Below are 20,344 nucleotides of genomic sequence, written 5' to 3' on the forward strand. Positions count from 1 at the left end.
GAGCGACCACATGGACGCGGTGACCCGCCGGGCGTGGCTCGCTGGGGCGGCCGCGACGAGCCTCGTGGCCACGACCGGGGCCTCGGCGGAACCGGACCCGGGCGGTCCTTTCGACCTCGTGATACGGGGTGGCGAGGTGATCGATCCGAGCCAGTCCCTGCGCGGAAAGCGCGACATCGGTATCCGTCACGGACGGATCGCCGCCCTCGCGGCGGATCTGCCGACGAATCGGGCCAAGCAGACGATCGACGCTACCGGCAAGCTCGTGCTGCCCGGCCTCGTCGACCTCCATGCCCACACCTTTCCCTATGGCTCGGCGATCGGCATCCCGGCCGATGAGACGGTCCCGTTCTCCGGCGTGACGACGGTGGTCTCCGCCGGAGACGCGGGCGCCAACACCATCGCCGCCCTGCGCCGGCACATCGCCGCGCAGACCCGGACGCGGATGTTCGCCTTCGTCCACATCGCCAATCACGGACTGTCGGCCTTCCCCGTCGCGGAACTCTACACCATCGACAACGCCCAGGTGGACGCCTGCGCGCTGGCCATCGCGGAGAACCCGGACTTCGTCCTCGGCGCCAAGGTGCGAATGTCGGAGAACGTCATCTTCAAGCATGGCGCCGAGCCCCTGCGCCGGGCGATTCAGGCCTGTGAGCTATCGGGACGACCCGCCAAGGTGATGGCGCATATCGGCGGCGTCGAGACTGCCGACCTGATGAGCCGCATCCTCGACCTGCTGCGGCCGGGCGACATCCTCACGCACTGCTACTCGGGCGCGCCCAACATGGCTGGGCAGTTCACCAACATCGTCCAGGATGGCAAGCTCCTCCCGGCGGCCCTGGCCGCAAAGCAGCGCAGCGTCGTGTTCGACATCGGCCACGGTGGCGGTTCCTTCGATTTCACCGTGGCGGAGGCGGCCATCGCGCAGGGAGCTCCGCCCGATACGATCTCGTCGGATCTGCACGTCGTCTCCGGCAATACGGCGGGTATGCCGTTCCTGCCCCTGGTGATGAGCAAGTTCCTGCCCCTGGGCTTCAGCCTGGAACAGGTCATCGCGATGGCGACCGCGGCACCCGCCCGGGTGATCGACCGGGACGCGAAGCTCGGGACGCTGCAGGTCGGTGCGCCGGGTGACGTCTCGGTGATGGAATGGGTCGAGCGGCCGCTCTCCATGGTCGACACCCGCAACAACCGCCGCGACGGAACGGGCTTCCTCTCGCCCGTCCAGACCGTGAACAACGGCGTCCCGTTCGGACGCCCGTATCAGCTGCCCTTCTCCGTTCGGTGAGGCCGACCGGCCATTTCGCTGTTCATCCCGCGCGGGAGCGGCGCGGGATATGAAACGCCGCCGACGGGGACGGGTTTTCGGCGCGACCTCGACGACGACCCTCGTGTATACCAGCGGCTCGGCAGCGACCCGTTCGCGAGGGTTCGAGCCGCCGACGCCGCGCGCTCCGATCCTCATGTCATCCTTATAAAATCGCGCGGCGCGCTCACTCGAACCCTAATGCGGTTCCCGTCCATGCTCCGGGCGAGCGTGATCGGTCGTGACGACCCGGGCCGATCCGCCGCACAGGATCGGACCCCTCATGCTCGACATCGCCTTCCTGGCCACAGGACTCGCCTTCTTCGGTCTCGCCGCCGGGTACGCCCTGCTGTGCGAACGCCTCTGAGCGCGCTGACGGGAGCATCCCCCTCATGACCCTCGACCTCACCCTCGGCGCCCTCGTGACCCTGGGACTGCTCGGCTACCTCACCTACGCCCTCGTGCGCCCCGAGCGGTTCTGACGCGCCCTCCGGACGAATTCCCAAGGACCACCTCCATGACCATCAACGGCTGGATTCAGGTCGCGCTGTTCTGCGCGATCGTGCTGGCGCTCGTCAGGCCGCTCGGCGGGTACATGACCCGCGTGTTCCAAGGCGAGCGTACGCTTCTCTCGCCCGTTCTCCGGCCCGTCGAGACCGGCCTCTATCGCCTGGCCGGCATCGACGCACGGGGCGAGCAGAGCTGGCTCAGCTACGGGCTCGCCATGCTGACGTTCCACGCCCTCGGCTTCGCCATGCTCTACGGGCTCCTGCGCCTGCAGGACGTCCTGCCTCTGAACCCGGCCGGACAAGGGGCCGTGGCGCCGGATCTCGCCTTCAACACTGCGGCGAGCTTCGTGACGAATACCAACTGGCAGAACTACGGCGGCGAGAGCACCCTCTCCTACCTGTCGCAGATGCTTGGGCTGACCCACCAGAACTTCCTCTCGGCCGCCACCGGCATTGCCCTCGCGGTCGCTCTCGTTCGGGGCTTCGCGCGAGCTTCGGCCCGGACGGTTGGCTCGTTCTGGGTCGATCTGACCCGCTGCACCCTCTACGTGCTGCTGCCGATCTGCGTGGTCTACACCCTGTTCCTGGTCTCACAGGGCATCCCCCAGACCCTGGGCGCCTCCATCGAGGCCACGACGCTCGAAGGCGCCACCCAGACGATCGCAATCGGGCCCGTGGCGAGCCAAGTCGCGATCAAGATGCTCGGCACCAACGGCGGGGGGTTCTTCAACGCCAACGCGGCTCATCCCTTCGAGAACCCGACCGCGCTGTCCAACTTCATCCAGATCGTCTCGATCTTCGTCCTCGGCGCGGCGATGACCAACGTCTTCGGCCGCATGATCGGCGACGAGCGGCAGGGTTGGGCGATTCTCGGCGCCATGGGCGTGCTGTTTCTCGCCGGCGTCCTCGTCACGTACGCCAGCGAGGCCGCGGGCAGCTCCGTGCTGAATGGGCTCGGGCTCGCGGGCGGCAACATGGAGGGCAAGGAGCTACGCTTCGGCATCGTCGCCTCGGCGCTGTTCGCGGTGGTGACCACCGCCGCCTCCTGCGGCGCGGTCAACGCGATGCACGACAGCTTCACCGCCCTCGGCGGCCTGATCCCGATGATCAACATGCAGCTCGGCGAGATCATCGTCGGCGGCGTCGGCGCCGGCCTCTACGGCATGCTCGTCTTCGTCATCGTGGCGATCTTCGTCGCCGGGCTCATGGTCGGCCGGACCCCCGAGTATCTCGGCAAGAAGATCGAGGCGCGGGAGGTGAAGATGGCCATGCTCGCCATCCTGTGCCTGCCTCTGATGATGCTGGGATTCACCGGCCTCGCCACCGTGGTGGCCGCCGGCCTCGCCGGCCCCGCCAATGCCGGGCCGCACGGATTCTCGGAGATCCTCTACGCCTTCACGTCCGCCGCGGCCAACAACGGCTCGGCCTTCGGCGGCCTCAGCGGCAACACGCCGTTCTACAACACGACGCTGGCGATCGGCATGCTGGTGGGGCGGTTCTTCGTGATCATCCCCGCCCTCGCCATCGCAGGCGCCCTCGCCGCCAAGAAGACCGTGCCGGCTTCCGCCGGAACCCTGCCGACCCATGGCGGGCTGTTCATCGGCATGCTGGTCGGCGTGATCCTGATCGTCGGCGGCCTGACGTTCTTCCCGTCCCTGGCTCTCGGCCCGATCGTCGAGCACCTGGCGGGCACCGCAGGCCTGAGCTTCGCGACGGGCGGCTGAGCGGTGCGCCCCGCCCTTCCACCGCGCCGGGTCCGGCGCCACCACCTTCACGGGCTCCGATCCGGTACCCGCCAGCCTCACCCAATTCCCGGGGCCCGGCCGCCCCGGCTCTCGGACCTGATCCTGGCGGTGCTCGGTGTCACCCTCCTGGGCGCCCTCGCCCTGGTGCTCGCCGCCGAGTTCACGCGCCGTGCCCTCGCACCCTGACCAGCCACGGACCCGGCGCGTCGCGCCCGGCCGTCCCGCGCCCCTTCGTGGACCCCCCCATCATGTCTCGCTCCTCCACGTCCCTCTTCAGCGCCGCCCTCGTCGGCCCGGCACTCGTCGGCTCGATCCGCAAGCTCGATCCCCGGATCATGATCCGCAATCCCGTGATGTTCGTGGTCGAGGTCGTCGCGGTCTTGACCACCGTCCTGTTCGTCCGCGATCTCGCGACCGGCGCGTCCGGGCTCGGCTTCTCCGGCCAGATCATCCTCTGGCTCTGGTTCACGCTGATCTTCGCCAACTTCGCCGAGGCCTTGGCCGAGGGCCGCGGCAAGGCGCAGGCCGACAGCCTGCGCCGGACCCGCACCGAGATGACCGCCAAGCGCCTCACCGGTCCGGGCGATGCCTGGGACTCGGTGCCCGGGACCGCCCTGAAGGTCGGCGACGTGGTGCTGGTGGAGGCTGGCGACCTGATCCCGTCCGACGGTGAGGTCATCGCGGGCGTCGCCTCCGTCAACGAGGCGGCCATCACCGGCGAGTCCGCACCGGTGATCCGGGAATCCGGCGGGGACCGGTCGGCGGTGACGGGCGGAACCCAGGTCCTGTCCGACGCGATCCGGGTCCGCATCACGGCAGCGGCCGGCTCGACCTTCGTCGACCGCATGATCGCTCTTGTTGAGGGCGCGTCCCGCCAGAAGACCCCGAACGAGATCGCCCTCAACATCCTGCTCGCCGGCCTGACCCTCGTCTTCGTGTTCGCGGTCGCCTCGATCCCGAGCTTTGCGAACTACGCCGGCGGGGCGATCCCCCTGATCGTCCTCGTCGCCCTGTTCGTGACTCTTATCCCAACCACCATCGGTGCGCTCCTGTCGGCCATCGGCATCGCCGGCATGGATCGCCTCGTTCGCTTCAACGTCCTCGCCATGTCGGGCCGCGCGGTTGAGGCCGCCGGTGACGTCGATACCCTCCTGCTCGACAAAACCGGCACCATCACCCTCGGCAACCGTCAGGCGACCGAGTTCCGGCCGGTCGGCGGGGTGGACGAGCACGATCTCGCCGACGCGGCACAACTCGCCTCGCTTGCCGACGAGACGCCCGAGGGCCGCTCGATCGTGGTGCTGGCCAAGGACCGCTACGGCATCCGAGCCCGCGACATGGCGGGCCTGAACGTCACCTTCGTGCCGTTCACGGCCCAGTCGCGGATGTCCGGGGTCGACCTCGACGGACGGTCGATCCGCAAGGGTGCGGTCGAGGCGGTGATCGCCTCTCTGGGAGTACAGCCGATCGCGTCCCGCGGCGCGAATGCGGCGCTCGCCTATCGACCGGTCGAGGACTCGCAGGCTGTGGTAGAGATCAGGGCTATCGCGGAGACCATCGCGAAGGCCGGCGGCACGCCCCTGGCGGTCGCCCGCGACGGGCAGCTCCTCGGCGTCGTGTTCCTGAAGGACATCGTGAAGGGTGGCATCCGCGAGCGCTTCGCCGAACTTCGCCGCATGGGCATCCGCACGGTGATGATTACCGGCGACAACCCCATGACTGCGGCGGCTATCGCGGCCGAGGCCGGCGTCGACGATTTCCTGGCGCAGGCCACGCCGGAGGATAAGCTCGCGCTGATCCGGCGGGAGCAGGCGGACGGCAAGCTCGTGGCCATGTGCGGCGACGGCACCAACGACGCGCCCGCCCTGGCCCAGGCCGATGTCGGCGTCGCCATGAACACCGGCACGGTGGCGGCGCGTGAGGCCGGGAACATGGTCGATCTCGATTCAGACCCGACCAAGCTCATCGAGATCGTCGGGATCGGCAAGCAGCTCCTGATGACCCGCGGGGCCCTAACCACGTTCTCCATCGCCAACGACGTGGCGAAGTATTTCGCCATCATCCCGGCGATGTTCCTGACGCTCTACCCGCAGCTTCAGGCCCTGAACGTTATGGGGCTCGCTTCGCCCCAGAGCGCGATCCTGTCGGCGATCATTTTCAATGCACTGATCATCGTGGCGCTGATCCCGCTCGCCCTCCGAGGCGTCTCGTATCGGGCGGTGGGAGCCGCCGCGCTCCTGCGGCGCAACCTGCTGATCTACGGCCTCGGCGGCATCCTGGTGCCGTTCGTTGGCATCAAGGTGATCGACCTCGCCGTGAACGCTCTGCACCTCGCCTGACCCCCCTTCCTGTCCGAACCAGAGTTGTCTCCATGCTCGCCTCCCTGCGTCCCGCTCTCGCCCTCTTCGTCGTACTGACGGCGATCACCGGCCTCGCCTATCCCCTGACCATGACCGGCCTCGCCGCGGCGATCTTCCCCGCCAAGGCCGCCGGCAGCCTGATCCGTCGCGACGGCACGATTATCGGCTCCAGCCTGATCGGCCAATCCTTCACCAGCCCGCGCTACTTCCACGGGCGCCCCTCGGCGACGGTGGCCACCGATCCGGCCGATGCAGCCAAGACCGTGCCGTCGCCCTACAACGCCTCCAACTCGGCCGGCTCCAACCTTGGACCGACCAGCGCTGCCCTGGCCGAGCGCGTGAAGGGCGACCTCGACGCCCTGAGGGCCGAGAACCCCGGCGCGACGGTGCCGGTGGATCTCGTCACCGCCAGCGGTTCCGGGCTCGATCCCGACCTGTCCCCCGAGGCTGCCCTGTTCCAGGTGGCACGCGTGGCCCGTGCGCGAGGTGTCAGCGAGGACCGGGTGCGCGACCTCGTCGCCGCGCAGGTCGAAGGCCGGACCTTCGGGGTCCTCGGCGAGCCGCGCGTGAATGTCCTGGCGCTGAACCTCGCTTTGGACGCGCGCCTCCGGCAATAATCCGCGCCGGAGGACACGTGGGATGAGGGACTTTCCATGAGTGAGGATGTCCGCGAGCGCCAGCGTCCCTCGCCGGAGGCCTTGCTCGACCGCGCGCGCCGGGACGAGACGGGACGGGGCCGCCTCAAGGTCTTCCTCGGCGCAGCTCCCGGGGTCGGCAAAACCTACGAGATGCTCACGATCGGCCGGGCTCGCCTCAAGGCCGGGACCGACGTGGTGATCGGCGTCGTGGAGACCCACGGCCGCAGCGAGACCGAGGTCCTGATCGAGGGCTTCGAGGTCGTTCCGCGCCGGCGGGTCCCCTACCATGACAGCGTCATCGAGGAGATGGACCTCGACGCCCTGCTGGCGCGGCGTCCGGCCCTGGCGCTAGTCGACGAACTCGCCCACACGAATGCGCCGGGCTCGCGCCATCCCAAGCGCTACCAGGATGTCGAGGAATTGCTCGCCGCCGGCATCGACGTGCACACGACCCTCAACATTCAGCACGTCGAGAGTCTGAACGATGTCGTCGCGCAGATCACGCGCATCCGGGTGCGCGAGACGGTGCCGGACGGCATCCTCGACCGGGCCGACGACATCGAGGTGGTCGACCTTAATCCCGACGACCTGATCGAGCGCCTGAAGGCCGGCAAGGTCTACGTGCCCGCCAATGCGGAGCGTGCCCTACGCCACTACTTTTCCCGCGGCAACCTGACCGCTCTGCGCGAACTCGCCCTGCGGCGGACCGCCGATCGGGTCGACGACGAACTCCTCAGCCACATGCAGGCTCATGCTATCGCGGGACCCTGGAGTGCCGGGGAGCGGGTCATGGTCTGCGTGAGCGAGGATCCGCGCTCAGCCGGCCTCGTCCGTTACACCAAGCGTCTGGCCGATCGCTTGCACGCGCCGTGGACTGCCGTCACGGTGGAGGGCGCGCGGAGCCTCGGCCTCAGCGAAGCGGACCGCGATCGGGTCGCCGACGCCCTGCGCCTCGCCGATCGGCTGGGCGGCGACGCCGTGACCCTGCCGGGGAGCCGGCGCGTCGCCGACGACCTCCTGGCCTATGCCCGGGGCGCCAACGTCAATCACATCGTCGTCGGCAAGGCGACGCGGTCCTGGCTGTTCGAACTCTTCAACGGCTCGGTGGTCCACGATCTCGTGCGCCGCAGCGGCGCCATCAGCATCCACGTCGTGCCCGGTGAGACGTTGCCAGCGCCCGTCTCCCCCAAGAGGGTGGCGACGGCCCCGGTCCGACCCGCCGTCGACGGCGCCGGCTACGGTTTCGCCGCCCTGGCCATCCTCGCCGGCCTCGGCCTTGCCCTCGGGCTGCAGCCCTACCTCGGGGTTGAGAACGCAGACCTGTTCCTGCTCACCGCGGTGGTGGCGGTCGCGGCGCGCTTCGGCCTGGGGCCGGCGCTGTCCGCCGTGGTCGCCGCGTCGCTGGCCTACAACTTCTTCTTCCTGCCGCCGGTCTACACGCTGACCATCGCCGACCCGACCAACGTGGCCGCGTTCCTGCTGTTCACCCTGGTTGCCGTGCTGGTCTCGAACCTCGCCGCCCGGGCTCGGGCGGTGGCGGTGGTCAGCCAGCGCCGGGCGCGGGCGACGGAGCGTCTCTACGGCTTCAGCCGCAAGCTTTCCGCCTGCGGAACCCTCGACGACGTTCTCTGGGCGACGTCCGCGCAGATCGCCGCGATGCTGCATGTACGGGTCGTACTGCTGCTGCCCGAGGGCGACACGGTGACGGTCCGGGCCGGGTATCCCCCCGAGGACCGCCTCGACGCGGCGGATCTTGCCGCGGCGCAGTGGGCTTTCGCGAACGATCGGCCGGCGGGACGCGGGGCCGATACGCTTCCGGGTGCCCGTCGTATTTTCATACCGACGCGAACAGGTCGCGGCCCCATCGGGGTGATCGGTCTCGACGCGGACGGCAGCGGACCGATCCTCACGCCCGAGGATCGACGGCTGTTCGATGCCCTCGCCGACATGGGCGCCCTCGCCATCGAGCGGGTCCGCCTCGTGGAGGATCTGGCGCGGGCGGAACGCGATGCCGAGACCGACCGGTTGCGCCAGGCCCTGCTGACTTCGATCTCCCATGACCTGCGGACACCCCTGTCCTCGGTTCTCGGGGCCGCCACGACCCTGCGCGACCTCGACGCCGATCTCGGCCGGGAGGCGAAAGGCGACCTTCTGGCGACGATCATCGCCGAATCCGAGCGGCTGAACCGGTTCATCGTCAATCTCCTCGACATGACCCGGCTCGAGGCCGGCGCGGTCGCGGCGAACCTGACCGCACAGGACGTGGCGGAGATCGTCGACACCGCCCTGCGCCGCCTGGGCGCGATCCTGGCCGAGCACCAAGTCGTGCTGGACCTCGCACCGGATCTCCCGGCCCTTCGCCTCGACCCGGTCCTGTTCGAACAGGTCCTGGTCAACCTCCTCGACAACGCTGCGAAGTACGCCCCGGACGGCTCGACCGTCACGGTGACGGCGCAGATCGTCTCCGGCCCGCCCGGCGGGCCGTCCCAGGTCCGCCTTCAGGTCATCGACGCCGGCGACGGCCTGCCGGAGGCGGAGCGGGAGCGGGTGTTCGACAAGTTCTATCGCGCTCGGAAGGGCGACAGCGTGCGGGCCGGGACCGGACTCGGCCTCGCCATCGCCCGTGGCTTCGTGGAGGCGATGGGCGGGACGCTCACGGCGGGCAACCGGCAAGACCGCAGCGGCGCCGTCTTCACCCTCCTCTTCCCGGTGCCCGCCACGAGCGCCACCGCCTCGGACCTCGCCGCATGAGCCCCGCCGTTCTCGTGGTCGATGACGAGCCGCCCATCCGCAAACTCCTGCGAATGGGGCTGGCAACGCAGGGCTACACGATCTTCGAGGCGCCGAACGCGCGCGTCGCTCTTGAGATCCTGGCCCGCGAGACGATCGACCTGATCATTCTGGACCTCGGCCTGCCGGATATGCGCGGGCATGATCTTCTTCGTCGCATCCGCGAGGATCATCGCGACCTCCCGGTGGTGGTCCTGTCGAGCCGCGACGACGAGCCGGGCAAGGTCGAGGCCCTCGACCTCGGCGCAGACGACTACGTCACCAAGCCCTTCGGCATGGGTGAACTCCTGGCACGCCTGCGGGCGGCCCTGCGTCATCAGCTGGCGGTCCAGGGCGAGCGCGCCCTGTTCGAGATCGACGGCCTCAGCGTGGACCTCGTGCGCCGCATCGTCCGCGTCCGCGGCGCGGAGGTGAAGCTGACGCCGCGGGAATACGATTTCCTGCGGGTCCTGGTACAGCATGCCGGAAAGGCCCTGACCCACGCCCAGCTGATGAACGCGGTCTCGACCTCGTCCGACCCGCAATATCTCCGGGTCTACATGCGCCAACTCCGTCAGAAGCTCGAGGCCGATCCCGAGCGCCCTCGGATCCTCCTCACCGAGACCGGCGTCGGCTACCGCCTGCGCGCGCCCGACGATGGGGGCGGACCAATCCGATGACCGTCGACGATCTCTTGCCCGCAGACCGCGTCATCTGCGGTCTGCGAACGGCCGGGAAGGCGGCGCTCCTCGACGACCTGGCGCGCCGGGCGGCGCTCGCCCTCGGGCGCGAGGCGGCGCCGATCCGCGCGGCCCTGGCGGCGCGCGAGAGCCTCGGCTCCACCGGGATCGGCGACGGCATCGCCCTGCCGCATGCGCGCCTCGACGGCCTGGACCGACCCTTCGGGCTCCTGGCCCGCCTGCGCGATCCCCTCGACTTCGAGGCCATTGATGGGTGTCCCGTGGACCTCGTCGCGCTCCTGCTCCTGCCGGCGGACCCCCGGGACGTCTCGGTGACTGCGCTGGCCTGCATCGCCCGGCGGCTGCGCGATCCGGACGTCGCGGTGGCCCTGCGCACCGCCCGTGACGTGCCGGGATTGCATGCTGCCCTGCGCCGGAATGGGCTCGGGGCCGGCGGTTGAGAGCCAGTCCGAACGCCGTTCGCTCCCTCAAATCCGAAGTTCGACGCGCTCCGCCGCGATCCTGACGGCATTCGGTCGATGCGCCGTCGTCTCCACCGCGTAGTGCAGCGCGGCCTGGCAGGTGCGGAACAGGCCGCCGGCCCGGCCATGGACTTCGATGGCCACCCAGCACCCCCGCCCGTCTTGGCCGATGACGAAGCGTGGCGTGTCGGGGCCCAAGATCGGGCTGACGGGCGTGACCGGACGGGGACGGGGCATGGATGGCTCGTGGGTTCGCACGATCCCGGTGTCGGATCGCAGGAGGAATTTGCGTCGCGGCGCGTGAGGGTTCGAGCGGCAACGAGGCGTCGTTTCATAAGGGTCGCATCAGGATCCCCTGGCCCCCTCGCAGCCGCGCCGGCCCCGGATGGCCGATGTGGTTTGCGGGGCTGGCCGGCTCGCGCACGATGCGGCGACGGGACAGCACCTCGGATGTGCCGCTGGTCCCGAGACGACAGGCCCCCTTCGCCTGAAGCGCCTCATGCTCCCGAACCGTCCTAAGGGGATCCGGTCTCTGAGTCGGGGGGCTCGCCATGCTGCGATCGGCCTCGCTCGCCTGCGACGGGGGCGAGCGTGACCGGCCGGGTCTCGGGCGGCTTCTGTTGCGGTGCCTTTTTGCGGCGGAGGGGCTGATCCTCGGGATCTCCCGGGCCGACGCCGACTCCTGTTGGGCCGGGTCTACCTTCTCGAGGACCGTCTGAGATTGCGCTGCTAGCCGCGCGGACCTTGACCCCGGCGCACCGGCGCGGGAAGGCAGCCCCACGGACCGGAATGAAGGAATGCCGCGATGGCCACGCCCCGCGACCTGAAGGTGCAGATGGCGGGCGAGACCCGCGCCCGCGAACGGGCTCAGGCCCTGGCCGCGACCCAGGCGGCGCGCGCTCAGCGTGCCGAGACCGCGGCGCGCGCCACCGAGGCCGAGCGCGATGCGTGGAAGGCGCGGGCGCTGGCCGCGGAGGCGGAACTGGAGCGGCTGCAGCGAGGCTGAGCGTGGCCACATCTCCACGTCGATGCGGGTCAGCGGTTTGCGACCGTGGCGCTCCTCGATGCTGGCATGTCGCGGCGGCGGCACCCACAGATGTCGCAGGTTGCGCCGGAACATGAGCCGCGATGGAGATCTTCTCGTAACGACGGCGAACGCCTTCGCTACCGATCAGGAGACGAGAAACGTGGCTATTGAGACGCGCGAAATCTATGTCACGGCTCTGAAGAACACGCATGCACTCGAGATGCAGGCGCTTCAGATCATGGAGCGGCAGGTCGAGCGCTTGCAGCGCTACCCCGAGATGGAGGCGGCCCTGCGCCGTCATATCGAGGAGACGCACGGTCAGCGGACCCGCCTGGAGGAAGCCCTGCACAGCCTTTCCGAAAGTCCCTCGAGCCTCAAGGAGGGTGTGCTCGGCTTCGTCGGAAACATGATGGCGCTCGGGCATATGCCCGCCCAGGACGAGATCCTGAAGAACGCTTTCGCGAACCATGCCTTCGAGAACTTCGAGATCGCGGCCTACGAGTCGCTCCTCGCCATTGCGGAGGCCGCCGGAGAGCAGACGGCGCTTACGGGATTCCAGCAATCCCTGCGGGAAGAAGAGGCGATGGCGCGCAAGGTACGCGACCTCGTGCGTCCGACCACCCTGCGCTACATCGAACTGACCCTGGCCGGGGACAAGGCGGACCGCTGATCTCGCAAATTACCCGGCCCAGTCGGTTGCCCTGCACAGTCGCTCGTCTGTGCGTGCAGGGTGCGTTCGCGTGACAGACGCCGCGTCTTCCTGACGACGAATCGCTCGCTCAAGGGCCTTCCGTGAGGCCTTAAGGAGCACGAGACGAGATCCCCGCGATCAGCGGATCGTCATGCGGTAACCCGATACCTCGTGCTCGAAAGGCTTGAAAGATCGCACCTTTCGGCGTTTCACTGGCGTGGAAGAGAGCCTGTCCGTCTTGACGAAACGCAGTTGGCGGCCTAATGCAGCCGCCAACGCCGTCGCGTCCCGCACGCGACGGCGCATCGTTTTGTCCAGACACCATACGGAACGCCACGGGATGAAGACCTTTTCTCTGAAGCCCGCCGACGTCGACAAGAAGTGGATCATCGTCGATGCAGAGGGCCTGGTCGTCGGCCGGCTCGCCTCCATCGTCGCTATGCGCCTGCGCGGCAAACATAAGCCCGCGTACACGCCCCACGTCGATTGCGGCGACAACGTCATCGTCATCAACGCCGAGAAGGTGAAGTTCACCGGCCGCAAGCGCGAGCAGAAGGTGTACTACCACCACACCGGCTACCCGGGCGGCATCAAGGAGCGCACGGCCAGGTTCATCCTCGACGGTCGCTTCCCCGAGCGCGTCGTGGAAAAGGCCGTCGAGCGCATGCTCCCGCGCGGCCCGCTCTTCCGTCAGATCATGGGCAACCTCCGGGTCTACAAGGGCTCCGAGCATCCCCACACCGCCCAGCAGCCGCAGGCGCTCGACGTCGGCAGCCTCAACCGCAAGAACGTGAGCGCTTGATCATGGCGACCCTTCAGTCCCTCTCCGACCTGAACCGCGCGAACGTCGAGTCGCCGGAGAACGCCGCCCCGGTCCACGTTCAGAAGCTCGACGCCCAGGGCCGCGCCTACGCCACCGGCAAGCGCAAGGACGCAGTCGCCCGCGTCTGGATCAAGCCGGGCACCGGCAAGGTCGTCGTCAACGGCCGCGCCGTCGAGACCTACTTCGCCCGTCCGGTGCTGCGCATGATCCTGCGCCAGCCCCTGCAGATCGCGAACCGCGTCGACCAGTACGACATCACCGTCTCGGTGCATGGCGGCGGTCTGTCGGGCCAGGCCGGCGCCGTGCGCCACGGCCTCTCGAAGGCGCTGACGTACTACGAGCCGGAGCTGCGTTCGCCGCTGAAGCGTGAGGGCTTCCTCACCCGCGACAGCCGCGTGGTCGAGCGCAAGAAGTACGGCCGCAAGAAGGCCCGCCGCAGCTTCCAGTTCTCGAAGCGCTAAGCGCTTCCTTCGAGATATGTCTGGTCAGGGCGGCTTCGGCCGCCCTTTCCTTTTTGAGCCTCAGAAAGACGATTCCCCATGGCCAAGCCCTTCCGACGCGTGACCGAGCCTGACGCCTCCGCAGTGACCCTCTGTCTCGCACAGGCGGACGGCGCGACGACGGGGGAAGTGAAGCTCGCCGACGGCCGCCTCTTCAGCACCACCGGCACGCTTCCGATCGCCCAAGCCTTCGGCATCGCCGTTCATGTCGCGAACGAGAGCGATCGTGAGATCGTTGTGATCGACCCGCAGAACGTGTGGCAACCGTCCTGGGGAACGCTGGTCGCCTGATGGATCAGGCGTGAAGGGCGCGCTCGAGTTCGCTCTTTGACATCTTCGAGCGCCCCGGAATGTCCTTTTCCCGTGCCGCCTTCATGAGGTCCGCCTTGGTCTTACCGGATTGGGATTTACGCGCTGCGGCAGTCTTCTTCGCGACGTCGGCGGGCTGCTTCGAGAACTGCTTCCCCTTGGCCGAATCGGCACGCTTCTTCTTCGACGACCGGTCATATTCGGACTTGGACACCGAATCGCGCGCCTTCTTGGGCAGGTACCGCTCCCCCGTCTCTCCGCTTTTCTTGCCGGACTTGGTGTCCCACTCTTCCTCGGTCCACTGCTTCAAGTGGTTGTCGTCCGACTTCTTACCCTTGTAGCCGCCGCCGGCATCCTTGTAGGCCTTGGTCGCAGCCTGCGCCTTGCGTGCCGACCATTGTCCGGGTTTTCCGCCCTTGTCGGATGCCGTGACCTCGTTCTTCACCTTCTCCCAGAGCTTGGGATCACTCTTCTCCGCGCTGGCCGACATTCGCTGTTCCTCGATTGCTGGTTCCTTTGGCCCATAACAGGCCAGTCGACGGCGCCGTTCCAGGCAAGGGGAAACGATACACAGGCTTGATCGCCCGTCATCCGCCCTTCTTCGAGTGTCGCGAAGACATTGACTTGACGAAGCGTCCCGGCCACGTCGCGCATACGGGTCGATGCAGGATGCGTCTTCGACGACTCGACGAAAAGGATATCAGGTGTCCATGAGCGAGAACGGTGTCGGGCGGAAGCCCACGGTCTTCATCGACGGCGAGGCAGGGACCACCGGTCTCGGAATTCGCGAGCGCCTCGAGCGCGACGGCCGCATCGCCCTGAAGAGCATTCCGCACGAAAGCCGCAAGGACATCGCGGTGAAGCGCGACCTTCTGCAGGCGGTCGACCTCGTTGTGCTGTGCCTCCCCGATGCCGCCGCGAAGGAGACCGTTGCCCTGGCCGACACGTTGCCGGGCGGCGGGCCCCGCATTCTCGACGCCAGCACGGCCCATCGGGTCGATCCGGCCTGGGTCTATGGCTTCGCCGAACTCGACCCTCTCCAGGCGCAGGCGATCCGGGAAGCCCGCCGCGTGGCCAATCCCGGCTGCTACCCGACCGGCGCGATCGCTCTGCTCCGCCCCCTGGTGGAAGCCGGTCTGATCCCCGCGAATTACCCGATCAGCATCAACGCGGTCAGCGGCTACAGTGGTGGCGGCAAGGCGATGATCGAGACCTACGAGGCGGGACAGGGGGAACCCTTCCTGCTGTACGGCCTGGGTCTCGGCCACAAGCATCTGCCCGAGACCCAGGCTTATTCCGGTTTGACGCGGCGGCCGATCTTCATCCCGTCGGTGGGGAACTTTCGGCAGGGCATGCTGGTGAGCGTGCCGCTGCACCTCGATACCCTGCCGTGCTCACCGAATGTCACGGATCTGGAGACCGCCCTTCGTGCCTATTACGCGGGGCAGGATCTCGTCCGGGTGATCCCCGCCGACGAAGATGAGCGGATCGAGCCGGAAGCCCTGAACGACACCGACCGGCTCGAATTGCGGGTCTTCGGCAAAGACGCCTATGGACAAGCCGTCCTCGTTGCCCGCCTCGACAATCTCGGTAAGGGGGCATCGGGGGCAGCCGTACAGAACATCACCCTGATGCTTGGGCTCGACTGAACGCCTCGGAGCGCACCCCTGCCCCGTTCGCTGGGGGCGCTCTCTCGGGTAGGGATGGTACACGTCGAGAAGGTCGTACCCGACACGGGATGCGTGTGCCGCGTCGACACCGGTTTCGCGTGCCGAACGCCGTAGCTGTGCTGCGCGGGCCCACGCTGTACCAAAGCCTCGATCGACAACACTTTACCCTGATCACAGACAGGTTCTCATCCACGCGAGATCGCTGCGGCGTTCGTGAAGAAGAACTATGGGCAAACCAGAAAATGGCGACCCACCTTCCTCACCGACGATCTCTGGTCAGATGCCGGCACGGCCTTCCCCAAGCATTTCTGGCTGATGCTGTACGAACTCTCCTCCATTCATTGCGAACACCGTAAAAGTGTTCTATCGAACGCAACGTTATGTCCGATGGTCGGTCCGAATCTTGTGGGAGACCGTCGGAACAGTAGTCGATGCTCTCGATGAGGCGCGGATTTCCGTCTGTCCGCGTAGGGTGAAACCGCCGTTTGCGAACGCGTCAACAATGCCGAGCGTTCTTTGAGGGACGGATTCGGTCAAAGCCCGATCCTGTTGCGCTGACGGAATGGTTTGTTCCAGCATCGTCTCTTGGATCATGCGTAGATCTCCGCTCCTGCTCGATCCGTGATGGTCTTGTTGGGCAACCGGAACGCGACTGCTGCAAATTGTGCAGGCGATACGCGAAAAATTGATAAATGATCCACACGGACAGGATGAAAAATCGCCCATTCTGTGATGTAACATCTTGCTTGCAAAAAGATCTGAGCCTACGCTTCAAGACAACATCGGCTCTTATGCAGATTGGCTACAAAACATGACCGAAACAGACAACGACGCAGCTCGACTCATCACCCTGGCCGCCGACATCGTCTCGGCCTACGTCAGCAATAATCATGTACAGAGCGCGGAGCTTCCTAAGCTGCTCAGTGATGTGCATGAGGCGATCCGTGGCGTAACCGCCAGTGGCACGCCGGCAGCCGAGGCGGGTCCGCCGAAGGCGACTCCCCAGGAGATCCGCCGCTCGATCACGGCGGACTATCTGATCAGCTTCGAGGACGGAAAGCAGTACAAGACGCTGCGTCGCCACCTCACCCTGCGTGGCCTGACGCCTGAGCAGTATCGGGCCAAGTGGGGCCTCGCGCCCGACTATCCGATGACCTCGGCAAGTTACTCGGAGCAGCGTTCCGAGTTGGCCCGAGCCCTCGGCCTCGGTCAACAGCGCCGGAAAGGTGTAGCCAAGAGCGCGCCGGAGGAGACCGTGTCCGCTCCGCCGCCCGACGAGGAGGCAGCCGAGGCTCCGCAGGCCGAAAAGAAGCGTCGCGGCCCGCGCAAGAAAGTCGACGCCTGAGTTTGGATCAGGTCTGCACGCGCCAAGGTGCGTGCAGACCGTTTTCGACATGGTCTGCACCGGCGATGGGGCGCTGATCGGGTTTCCGCCCGGTCGGCGCCGCTCGTGTTGTTATCCGGTCCGGGTGCTTGCGTGACGTGCCGATGTCTGGAGCCAGCGCTCGCCTCGCAATGCGTCCCATCCAGAGTGCCAAAGCCGCACGTCTGCGGGCTTGCACCCTTCGCTCCACATCGGTCGAGCGTGTGCGCGTCAGCGAGACGCTTGTGTCGTGCGATCCTGTAACCGCTGCGGCTCCGGTGCGGCGTTTGCCCTGAGGCTACCGCCCTGCCCCGATTAGCGCGTCCGCTGCCCTTTGATCGAGCCGCTGTAGAGCGCTCTCGCCGGCGCCTTCGAGCGTCGGCTCTCCCGAGGAGGAGCGAGGCGCAGGACGTGCCATGGGCTCGGCAGAAGCGCCGTGACTGCCCGGCTGGTGCACTCGCGGAGGTCGGCGTGGCCGGTTGAACCCCGCAGGCCGCGGGTCATCGGTTGGTCCCCTCGGCGGACCTCCAGATCCGGTGCTTGCAAGACGTCCTCGCCTTCCATTTCCCGTGGTGCTTGAGGGGGACGACTCGCCATTGCTGCGTCGTCTTATGATCCCGAACGCGCGCATGCCCGTCGCTCCCGCGAGCGGCGAGGTCCTCGAAGGCGCCCTGGAAACCGCATTCGGCGCGGCCTCCCGGCCCCCGTGGGCGTCAACGCGATCCGCCAAGGACGCGGCTTGCCGTTGATCGTGCGCAGCCGTCCCCCGAACCCGCTGGGCCCTCAGGACAGGGGCGTCGCCAGAACCTTGTCGATGCGGCGGCCGTCCATGTCGACGACCTCGAAGCGCCAGCCATGCGACTCGAAGTGGTCGCCGGTGCCCGGGATCCGGCCGAGGCGGAAGATCACGAAGCCGGCGAGCGTGGTGAAGTCGTCGGAATCCGGATGCTCGGCGAAGGCGAGGCGGTCGAAGGCCTGCGAGGCCGGCATCATGCCGTCGATGAGGAGCGAGCCGTCCTCGCGCTCGACCACGCTCGGCTCGTCGCCGACTTCGGGGATGTTTCCGGCGATCGCCTCCAGGAGATCGGTCTGCGTCACGATTCCTTCAAGGCTGCCGTACTCGTCGACCACCACCGCCATCCGCACGGGCTTGGCCTGGAAGGTCTCCAGCACGGCGAGGATCGACATGCTCTCGTGCACGACGATCGGGGGCTGGGTCACGGCCAGGACGTTGACGGGCTTGCCGTCGAGCAGCTGGTTGAGCAGGTCCTGCTTGCGCACGACGCCGACGATCTCGTCGACTTCGCTGCGGCTCACCACCAACTGGGCGTGGTCGCAGGCGCGCACGGAGGTCAGGATGGCCTCCGGCTCCTCGTCGGCATCGACCCATTCGACCTCGTGGCGCGGGGTCATGATATCGCGCACGCGGCGCTCGCCGATGGAGAAGATGCGCTGCACCGCCTCCTGCTGCGCCTCGCGGATCAGGCCGGCCTCCTGGCTCGCCTGGACCAGGAGGTTCAGTTCGGCGGTGGAGTGCAGTGAGCCCTCGCCGTGGCCCGTCTGCAGGCCGAACATCCGGACGACGCCGTTGCCGAGGCCGTTCAGGAAGAGGATCGCCGGGCGGAAGACGAAGAGGAAGACGCCCAGGGGCCGCACCACCGCGAGGGCGGTGCGCTCGCTGCGCTGGAGCGCGAGGCTCTTCGGGGCGAGCTCGCCCAGCACGATGTGCATCGCCGTGATGATGACGAAGGAGATGACCACCGCGATGGTGTGGGCGGCCGTGGTGCCGACGGGCTCCGGCAAAAAGCTCAATGCCGGCACGATGATATGCGCCAGCGCCGGTTCGCCGACCCAGCCGAGGGCCAGGGAGGAGATCGTGATGCCGAGCTGGGTCGCGGCCAGGTAGGCGTCGAGCTGATCGGTGGCGCGCTGGAGCGATCGGGCGTTGGTCCGTCGCTCGGAAACCAGTTCGGCGACCCGGCTCTTGCGGACGGAGACGAGGGCGAATTCGGCGGCCACGAAGAATCCGTTGGCGAGCACGAGGGCAAAGACGGCGAGGAGGCCCAGGCCGGTCACCCATACATCGTCGGAAATCGTCGTCTCCCCTGGTCAGCGCCGGATCTCTACCAGCTACGCGCGAACCGGGCCACAGCGAACCCGCGGGGCGAAGCGGTCCGGCGGTCCACCGGTTCGAAAACGCCTGCGTATACCGCGCGGGTCGTGTCGAGGTCGCGGCATTTCGGGCTCGGCGTCGACCCCGTCGCGCGTCGCATTCAGGCCCCCGGCGGAATCGCGTAGGTGCCGGTGGCGTGGCAGACCAGGGGATCGCCGTCCGGGCCGGTGATGTGGACTTCGCCGACGGCGAGGCGGCGGCCGAGCTTGAGCAGGCGGGCGGTGCCGAGGAGCCCGTGGGGCCCGGGCTTGCGCAGGAAGTTGAAGCTGAGGCTGGTGGTGACGGCGAGCGCCACCGGGCCGAGGCTGGCCAGGATCGCCGCGTAGAGGGCGTAGTCGGCCAGCGCCATCATGGAGGGGCCGGAGACCGTGCCGCCGGGGCGCAGGTGACGGTCGTGGTGGTCCATCCGCATCCGGGCGAGGCCGGGGCCGACCTCCACGAGGTGATAGGTCCGGCCCCCGGCCTCCATCTGCGGGAAGGCCGATTCGAGGAAGGCCACGGTCTCTTCCAGGGACAGAGCCTGGGGCAGGGTCTCGGACATGGACGGACACTCCGGTTCATCGGGCGGCGACCGACCCGAAGACGCGGGTTCCCCGCGCGACGACTGGACAACGCTTCGCGCGTCTGGGGCGAGACTCCGCGAAGCCTTGCAGCACGCCCCCGCTTGCCCGACAAGATCGGGGATGCGCCAGTCCCACGATGCCTACGACCCCGCCCTGATCCGCCGGGTCCTCGCCGAGACCCGGACCATCGCCCTGGTCGGCGCCTCGGCCAACCCGGCCCGGCCGAGCCACCACGTCATGGCCTTCCTGCTGGAGCGCGGCTACCGCGTGATCCCGGTCAATCCCGGGCTCAGCGGACAGGTGCTCCTGGGCCAGCCCGTCGTCGCCCGCCTCGCCGACCTGCCCGAGCCCGTCGACATGGTCGAGATTTTTCGGAGTTCCGACGCCGCCGGCGGTGTGGTGGACGAGGCCCTCGCCCTCCCCCAGCCGCCGCGCTTCATCTGGATGCAGATCGGGGTGCGGGATGATGCCGCCGCCGCCCGGGCTGAGGCGGCGGGGTGTGTTGTGGTGATGGATCGGTGCCCAAAGATTGAGATTTTCCGATAAAAACATTTCAAACGAATACGTCTAAGAAATATGTCCTAAGCGGAAATCTTTTCCATCGGGGGGGCTCTATAATAAACTGATAGCCGAAAATTCACTAAACTAAATACTATAATGTTCTGAAATGAGTCTATTTTTGCGTATATATTCCGCTTATACCTGAAATAAACGTTCTATTTTATAAACATTCTCG

Annotated in this window: 22 protein-coding genes; 18 read left to right on the forward strand and 4 right to left on the reverse strand. The window is 67.6% G+C overall.

Annotation, left to right across the window (positions count from 1 at the left end):
- Positions 1-10 precede the first annotated feature (10 nt).
- From ASF41_RS09625 to ASF41_RS09660, 10 genes are all read left to right on the forward strand, one after another.
- Entirely contained in the window at positions 11-1,288 is a 1,278-nt protein-coding gene (locus ASF41_RS09625) for an amidohydrolase family protein (protein WP_056492734.1), read from the forward strand.
- A gap of 259 nt (positions 1,289-1,547) precedes the next feature.
- A complete protein-coding gene (locus ASF41_RS26445) occupies positions 1,548-1,673 on the forward strand; it encodes a hypothetical protein (RefSeq protein ID WP_274534757.1) in 126 nt (41 codons plus the stop codon).
- A 25-nt stretch (positions 1,674-1,698) separates the two neighbouring features.
- Entirely contained in the window at positions 1,699-1,788 is a 90-nt protein-coding gene (locus tag ASF41_RS09630; protein ID WP_036267122.1) for a K(+)-transporting ATPase subunit F, read from the forward strand.
- A gap of 35 nt (positions 1,789-1,823) precedes the next feature.
- Positions 1,824-3,539 carry a potassium-transporting ATPase subunit KdpA gene (kdpA, locus tag ASF41_RS09635; protein ID WP_056492736.1) on the forward strand — a complete coding sequence of 572 codons (1,716 nt, stop codon included), beginning with the start codon at positions 1,824-1,826 and terminating at the stop codon, positions 3,537-3,539.
- Positions 3,540-3,542: 3 nt separating this feature from the next.
- Positions 3,543-3,746, forward strand: a complete 204-nt coding sequence (locus ASF41_RS23665; RefSeq protein ID WP_056222440.1) for a hypothetical protein — start codon at positions 3,543-3,545, stop codon at positions 3,744-3,746.
- A 62-nt stretch (positions 3,747-3,808) separates the two neighbouring features.
- A complete protein-coding gene (gene kdpB / locus ASF41_RS09640) occupies positions 3,809-5,899 on the forward strand; it encodes a potassium-transporting ATPase subunit KdpB (protein WP_056492738.1) in 2,091 nt (696 codons plus the stop codon).
- A gap of 32 nt (positions 5,900-5,931) precedes the next feature.
- Positions 5,932-6,537: a K(+)-transporting ATPase subunit C gene (locus tag ASF41_RS09645; RefSeq protein WP_056492741.1), complete on the forward strand. Its 606-nt coding sequence runs from the start codon at positions 5,932-5,934 to the stop codon at positions 6,535-6,537.
- Positions 6,538-6,573: 36 nt separating this feature from the next.
- Positions 6,574-9,309, forward strand: coding sequence for a sensor histidine kinase KdpD (locus tag ASF41_RS09650; protein ID WP_056492744.1), 2,736 nt, complete (start codon positions 6,574-6,576; stop codon positions 9,307-9,309).
- The gene (locus ASF41_RS09655) at positions 9,306-10,007 is read left to right on the forward strand and encodes a response regulator (RefSeq protein ID WP_056222453.1); all 702 of its coding nucleotides are present in this window, start codon (positions 9,306-9,308) and stop codon (positions 10,005-10,007) included. Before ASF41_RS09650 ends, ASF41_RS09655 begins: the two co-directional genes overlap by 4 nt.
- Positions 10,004-10,468 (forward strand): PTS sugar transporter subunit IIA, encoded by a 465-nt coding sequence (locus tag ASF41_RS09660; RefSeq protein WP_056492747.1) that lies wholly within the window; start codon positions 10,004-10,006, stop codon positions 10,466-10,468. Before ASF41_RS09655 ends, ASF41_RS09660 begins: the two co-directional genes overlap by 4 nt.
- A gap of 27 nt (positions 10,469-10,495) precedes the next feature.
- Here the strand turns inward: ASF41_RS09660 and ASF41_RS09665 are convergent, their stop codons facing one another.
- Complete coding sequence (locus ASF41_RS09665) at positions 10,496-10,726, reverse strand: hypothetical protein (protein ID WP_056492751.1); 231 nt, start codon at positions 10,724-10,726, stop codon at positions 10,496-10,498.
- A gap of 568 nt (positions 10,727-11,294) precedes the next feature.
- Here ASF41_RS09665 and ASF41_RS09670 point away from each other — a divergent pair.
- From ASF41_RS09670 to ASF41_RS09690, 5 genes are all read left to right on the forward strand, one after another.
- A complete protein-coding gene (locus tag ASF41_RS09670) occupies positions 11,295-11,495 on the forward strand; it encodes a hypothetical protein (protein WP_056222462.1) in 201 nt (66 codons plus the stop codon).
- Between the two features lie 181 nt (positions 11,496-11,676).
- Entirely contained in the window at positions 11,677-12,186 is a 510-nt protein-coding gene (locus ASF41_RS09675) for a ferritin-like domain-containing protein (RefSeq protein ID WP_056222947.1), read from the forward strand.
- Positions 12,187-12,547: 361 nt separating this feature from the next.
- On the forward strand, positions 12,548-13,009 hold the full coding sequence (rplM, locus tag ASF41_RS09680; protein ID WP_056492754.1) for a 50S ribosomal protein L13: 462 nt from the start codon (positions 12,548-12,550) through the stop codon (positions 13,007-13,009).
- Between the two features lie 2 nt (positions 13,010-13,011).
- The gene (gene rpsI / locus ASF41_RS09685; RefSeq protein WP_056222465.1) at positions 13,012-13,491 is read left to right on the forward strand and encodes a 30S ribosomal protein S9; all 480 of its coding nucleotides are present in this window, start codon (positions 13,012-13,014) and stop codon (positions 13,489-13,491) included.
- 78 nt (positions 13,492-13,569) lie between these two features.
- On the forward strand, positions 13,570-13,821 hold the full coding sequence (locus ASF41_RS09690) for a hypothetical protein (protein ID WP_056380625.1): 252 nt from the start codon (positions 13,570-13,572) through the stop codon (positions 13,819-13,821).
- 4 nt (positions 13,822-13,825) lie between these two features.
- On the opposite strand, the gene ASF41_RS09695 is transcribed toward ASF41_RS09690, so the two are convergent.
- Positions 13,826-14,329, reverse strand: a complete 504-nt coding sequence (locus ASF41_RS09695) for a hypothetical protein (protein ID WP_056274408.1) — start codon at positions 14,327-14,329, stop codon at positions 13,826-13,828.
- Between the two features lie 220 nt (positions 14,330-14,549).
- Here ASF41_RS09695 and argC point away from each other — a divergent pair, with 220 nt between their 5' ends.
- Both argC and ASF41_RS09705 read left to right on the forward strand, forming a co-directional pair.
- Positions 14,550-15,488, forward strand: a complete 939-nt coding sequence (argC, locus tag ASF41_RS09700) for an N-acetyl-gamma-glutamyl-phosphate reductase (protein WP_056492757.1) — start codon at positions 14,550-14,552, stop codon at positions 15,486-15,488.
- Between the two features lie 832 nt (positions 15,489-16,320).
- Entirely contained in the window at positions 16,321-16,854 is a 534-nt protein-coding gene (locus ASF41_RS09705; protein ID WP_056222479.1) for a MucR family transcriptional regulator, read from the forward strand.
- An 801-nt stretch (positions 16,855-17,655) separates the two neighbouring features.
- On the opposite strand, the gene ASF41_RS09710 is transcribed toward ASF41_RS09705, so the two are convergent.
- Positions 17,656-18,948 (reverse strand): hemolysin family protein, encoded by a 1,293-nt coding sequence (locus ASF41_RS09710; protein WP_280138140.1) that lies wholly within the window; start codon positions 18,946-18,948, stop codon positions 17,656-17,658.
- Positions 18,949-19,145: 197 nt separating this feature from the next.
- Entirely contained in the window at positions 19,146-19,586 is a 441-nt protein-coding gene (locus tag ASF41_RS09715) for a PaaI family thioesterase (RefSeq protein WP_056492760.1), read from the reverse strand.
- Positions 19,587-19,728: 142 nt separating this feature from the next.
- On the opposite strand from ASF41_RS09715, the gene ASF41_RS09720 reads away from it, so the two are divergent.
- A complete protein-coding gene (locus ASF41_RS09720) occupies positions 19,729-20,154 on the forward strand; it encodes a CoA-binding protein (RefSeq protein ID WP_056492763.1) in 426 nt (141 codons plus the stop codon).
- The last annotated feature ends 190 nt before the right edge of the window (positions 20,155-20,344 follow it).

Source organism: Methylobacterium sp. Leaf111, assembly GCF_001423285.1.
Classification (GTDB): Bacteria; Pseudomonadota; Alphaproteobacteria; order Rhizobiales; family Beijerinckiaceae; genus Methylobacterium.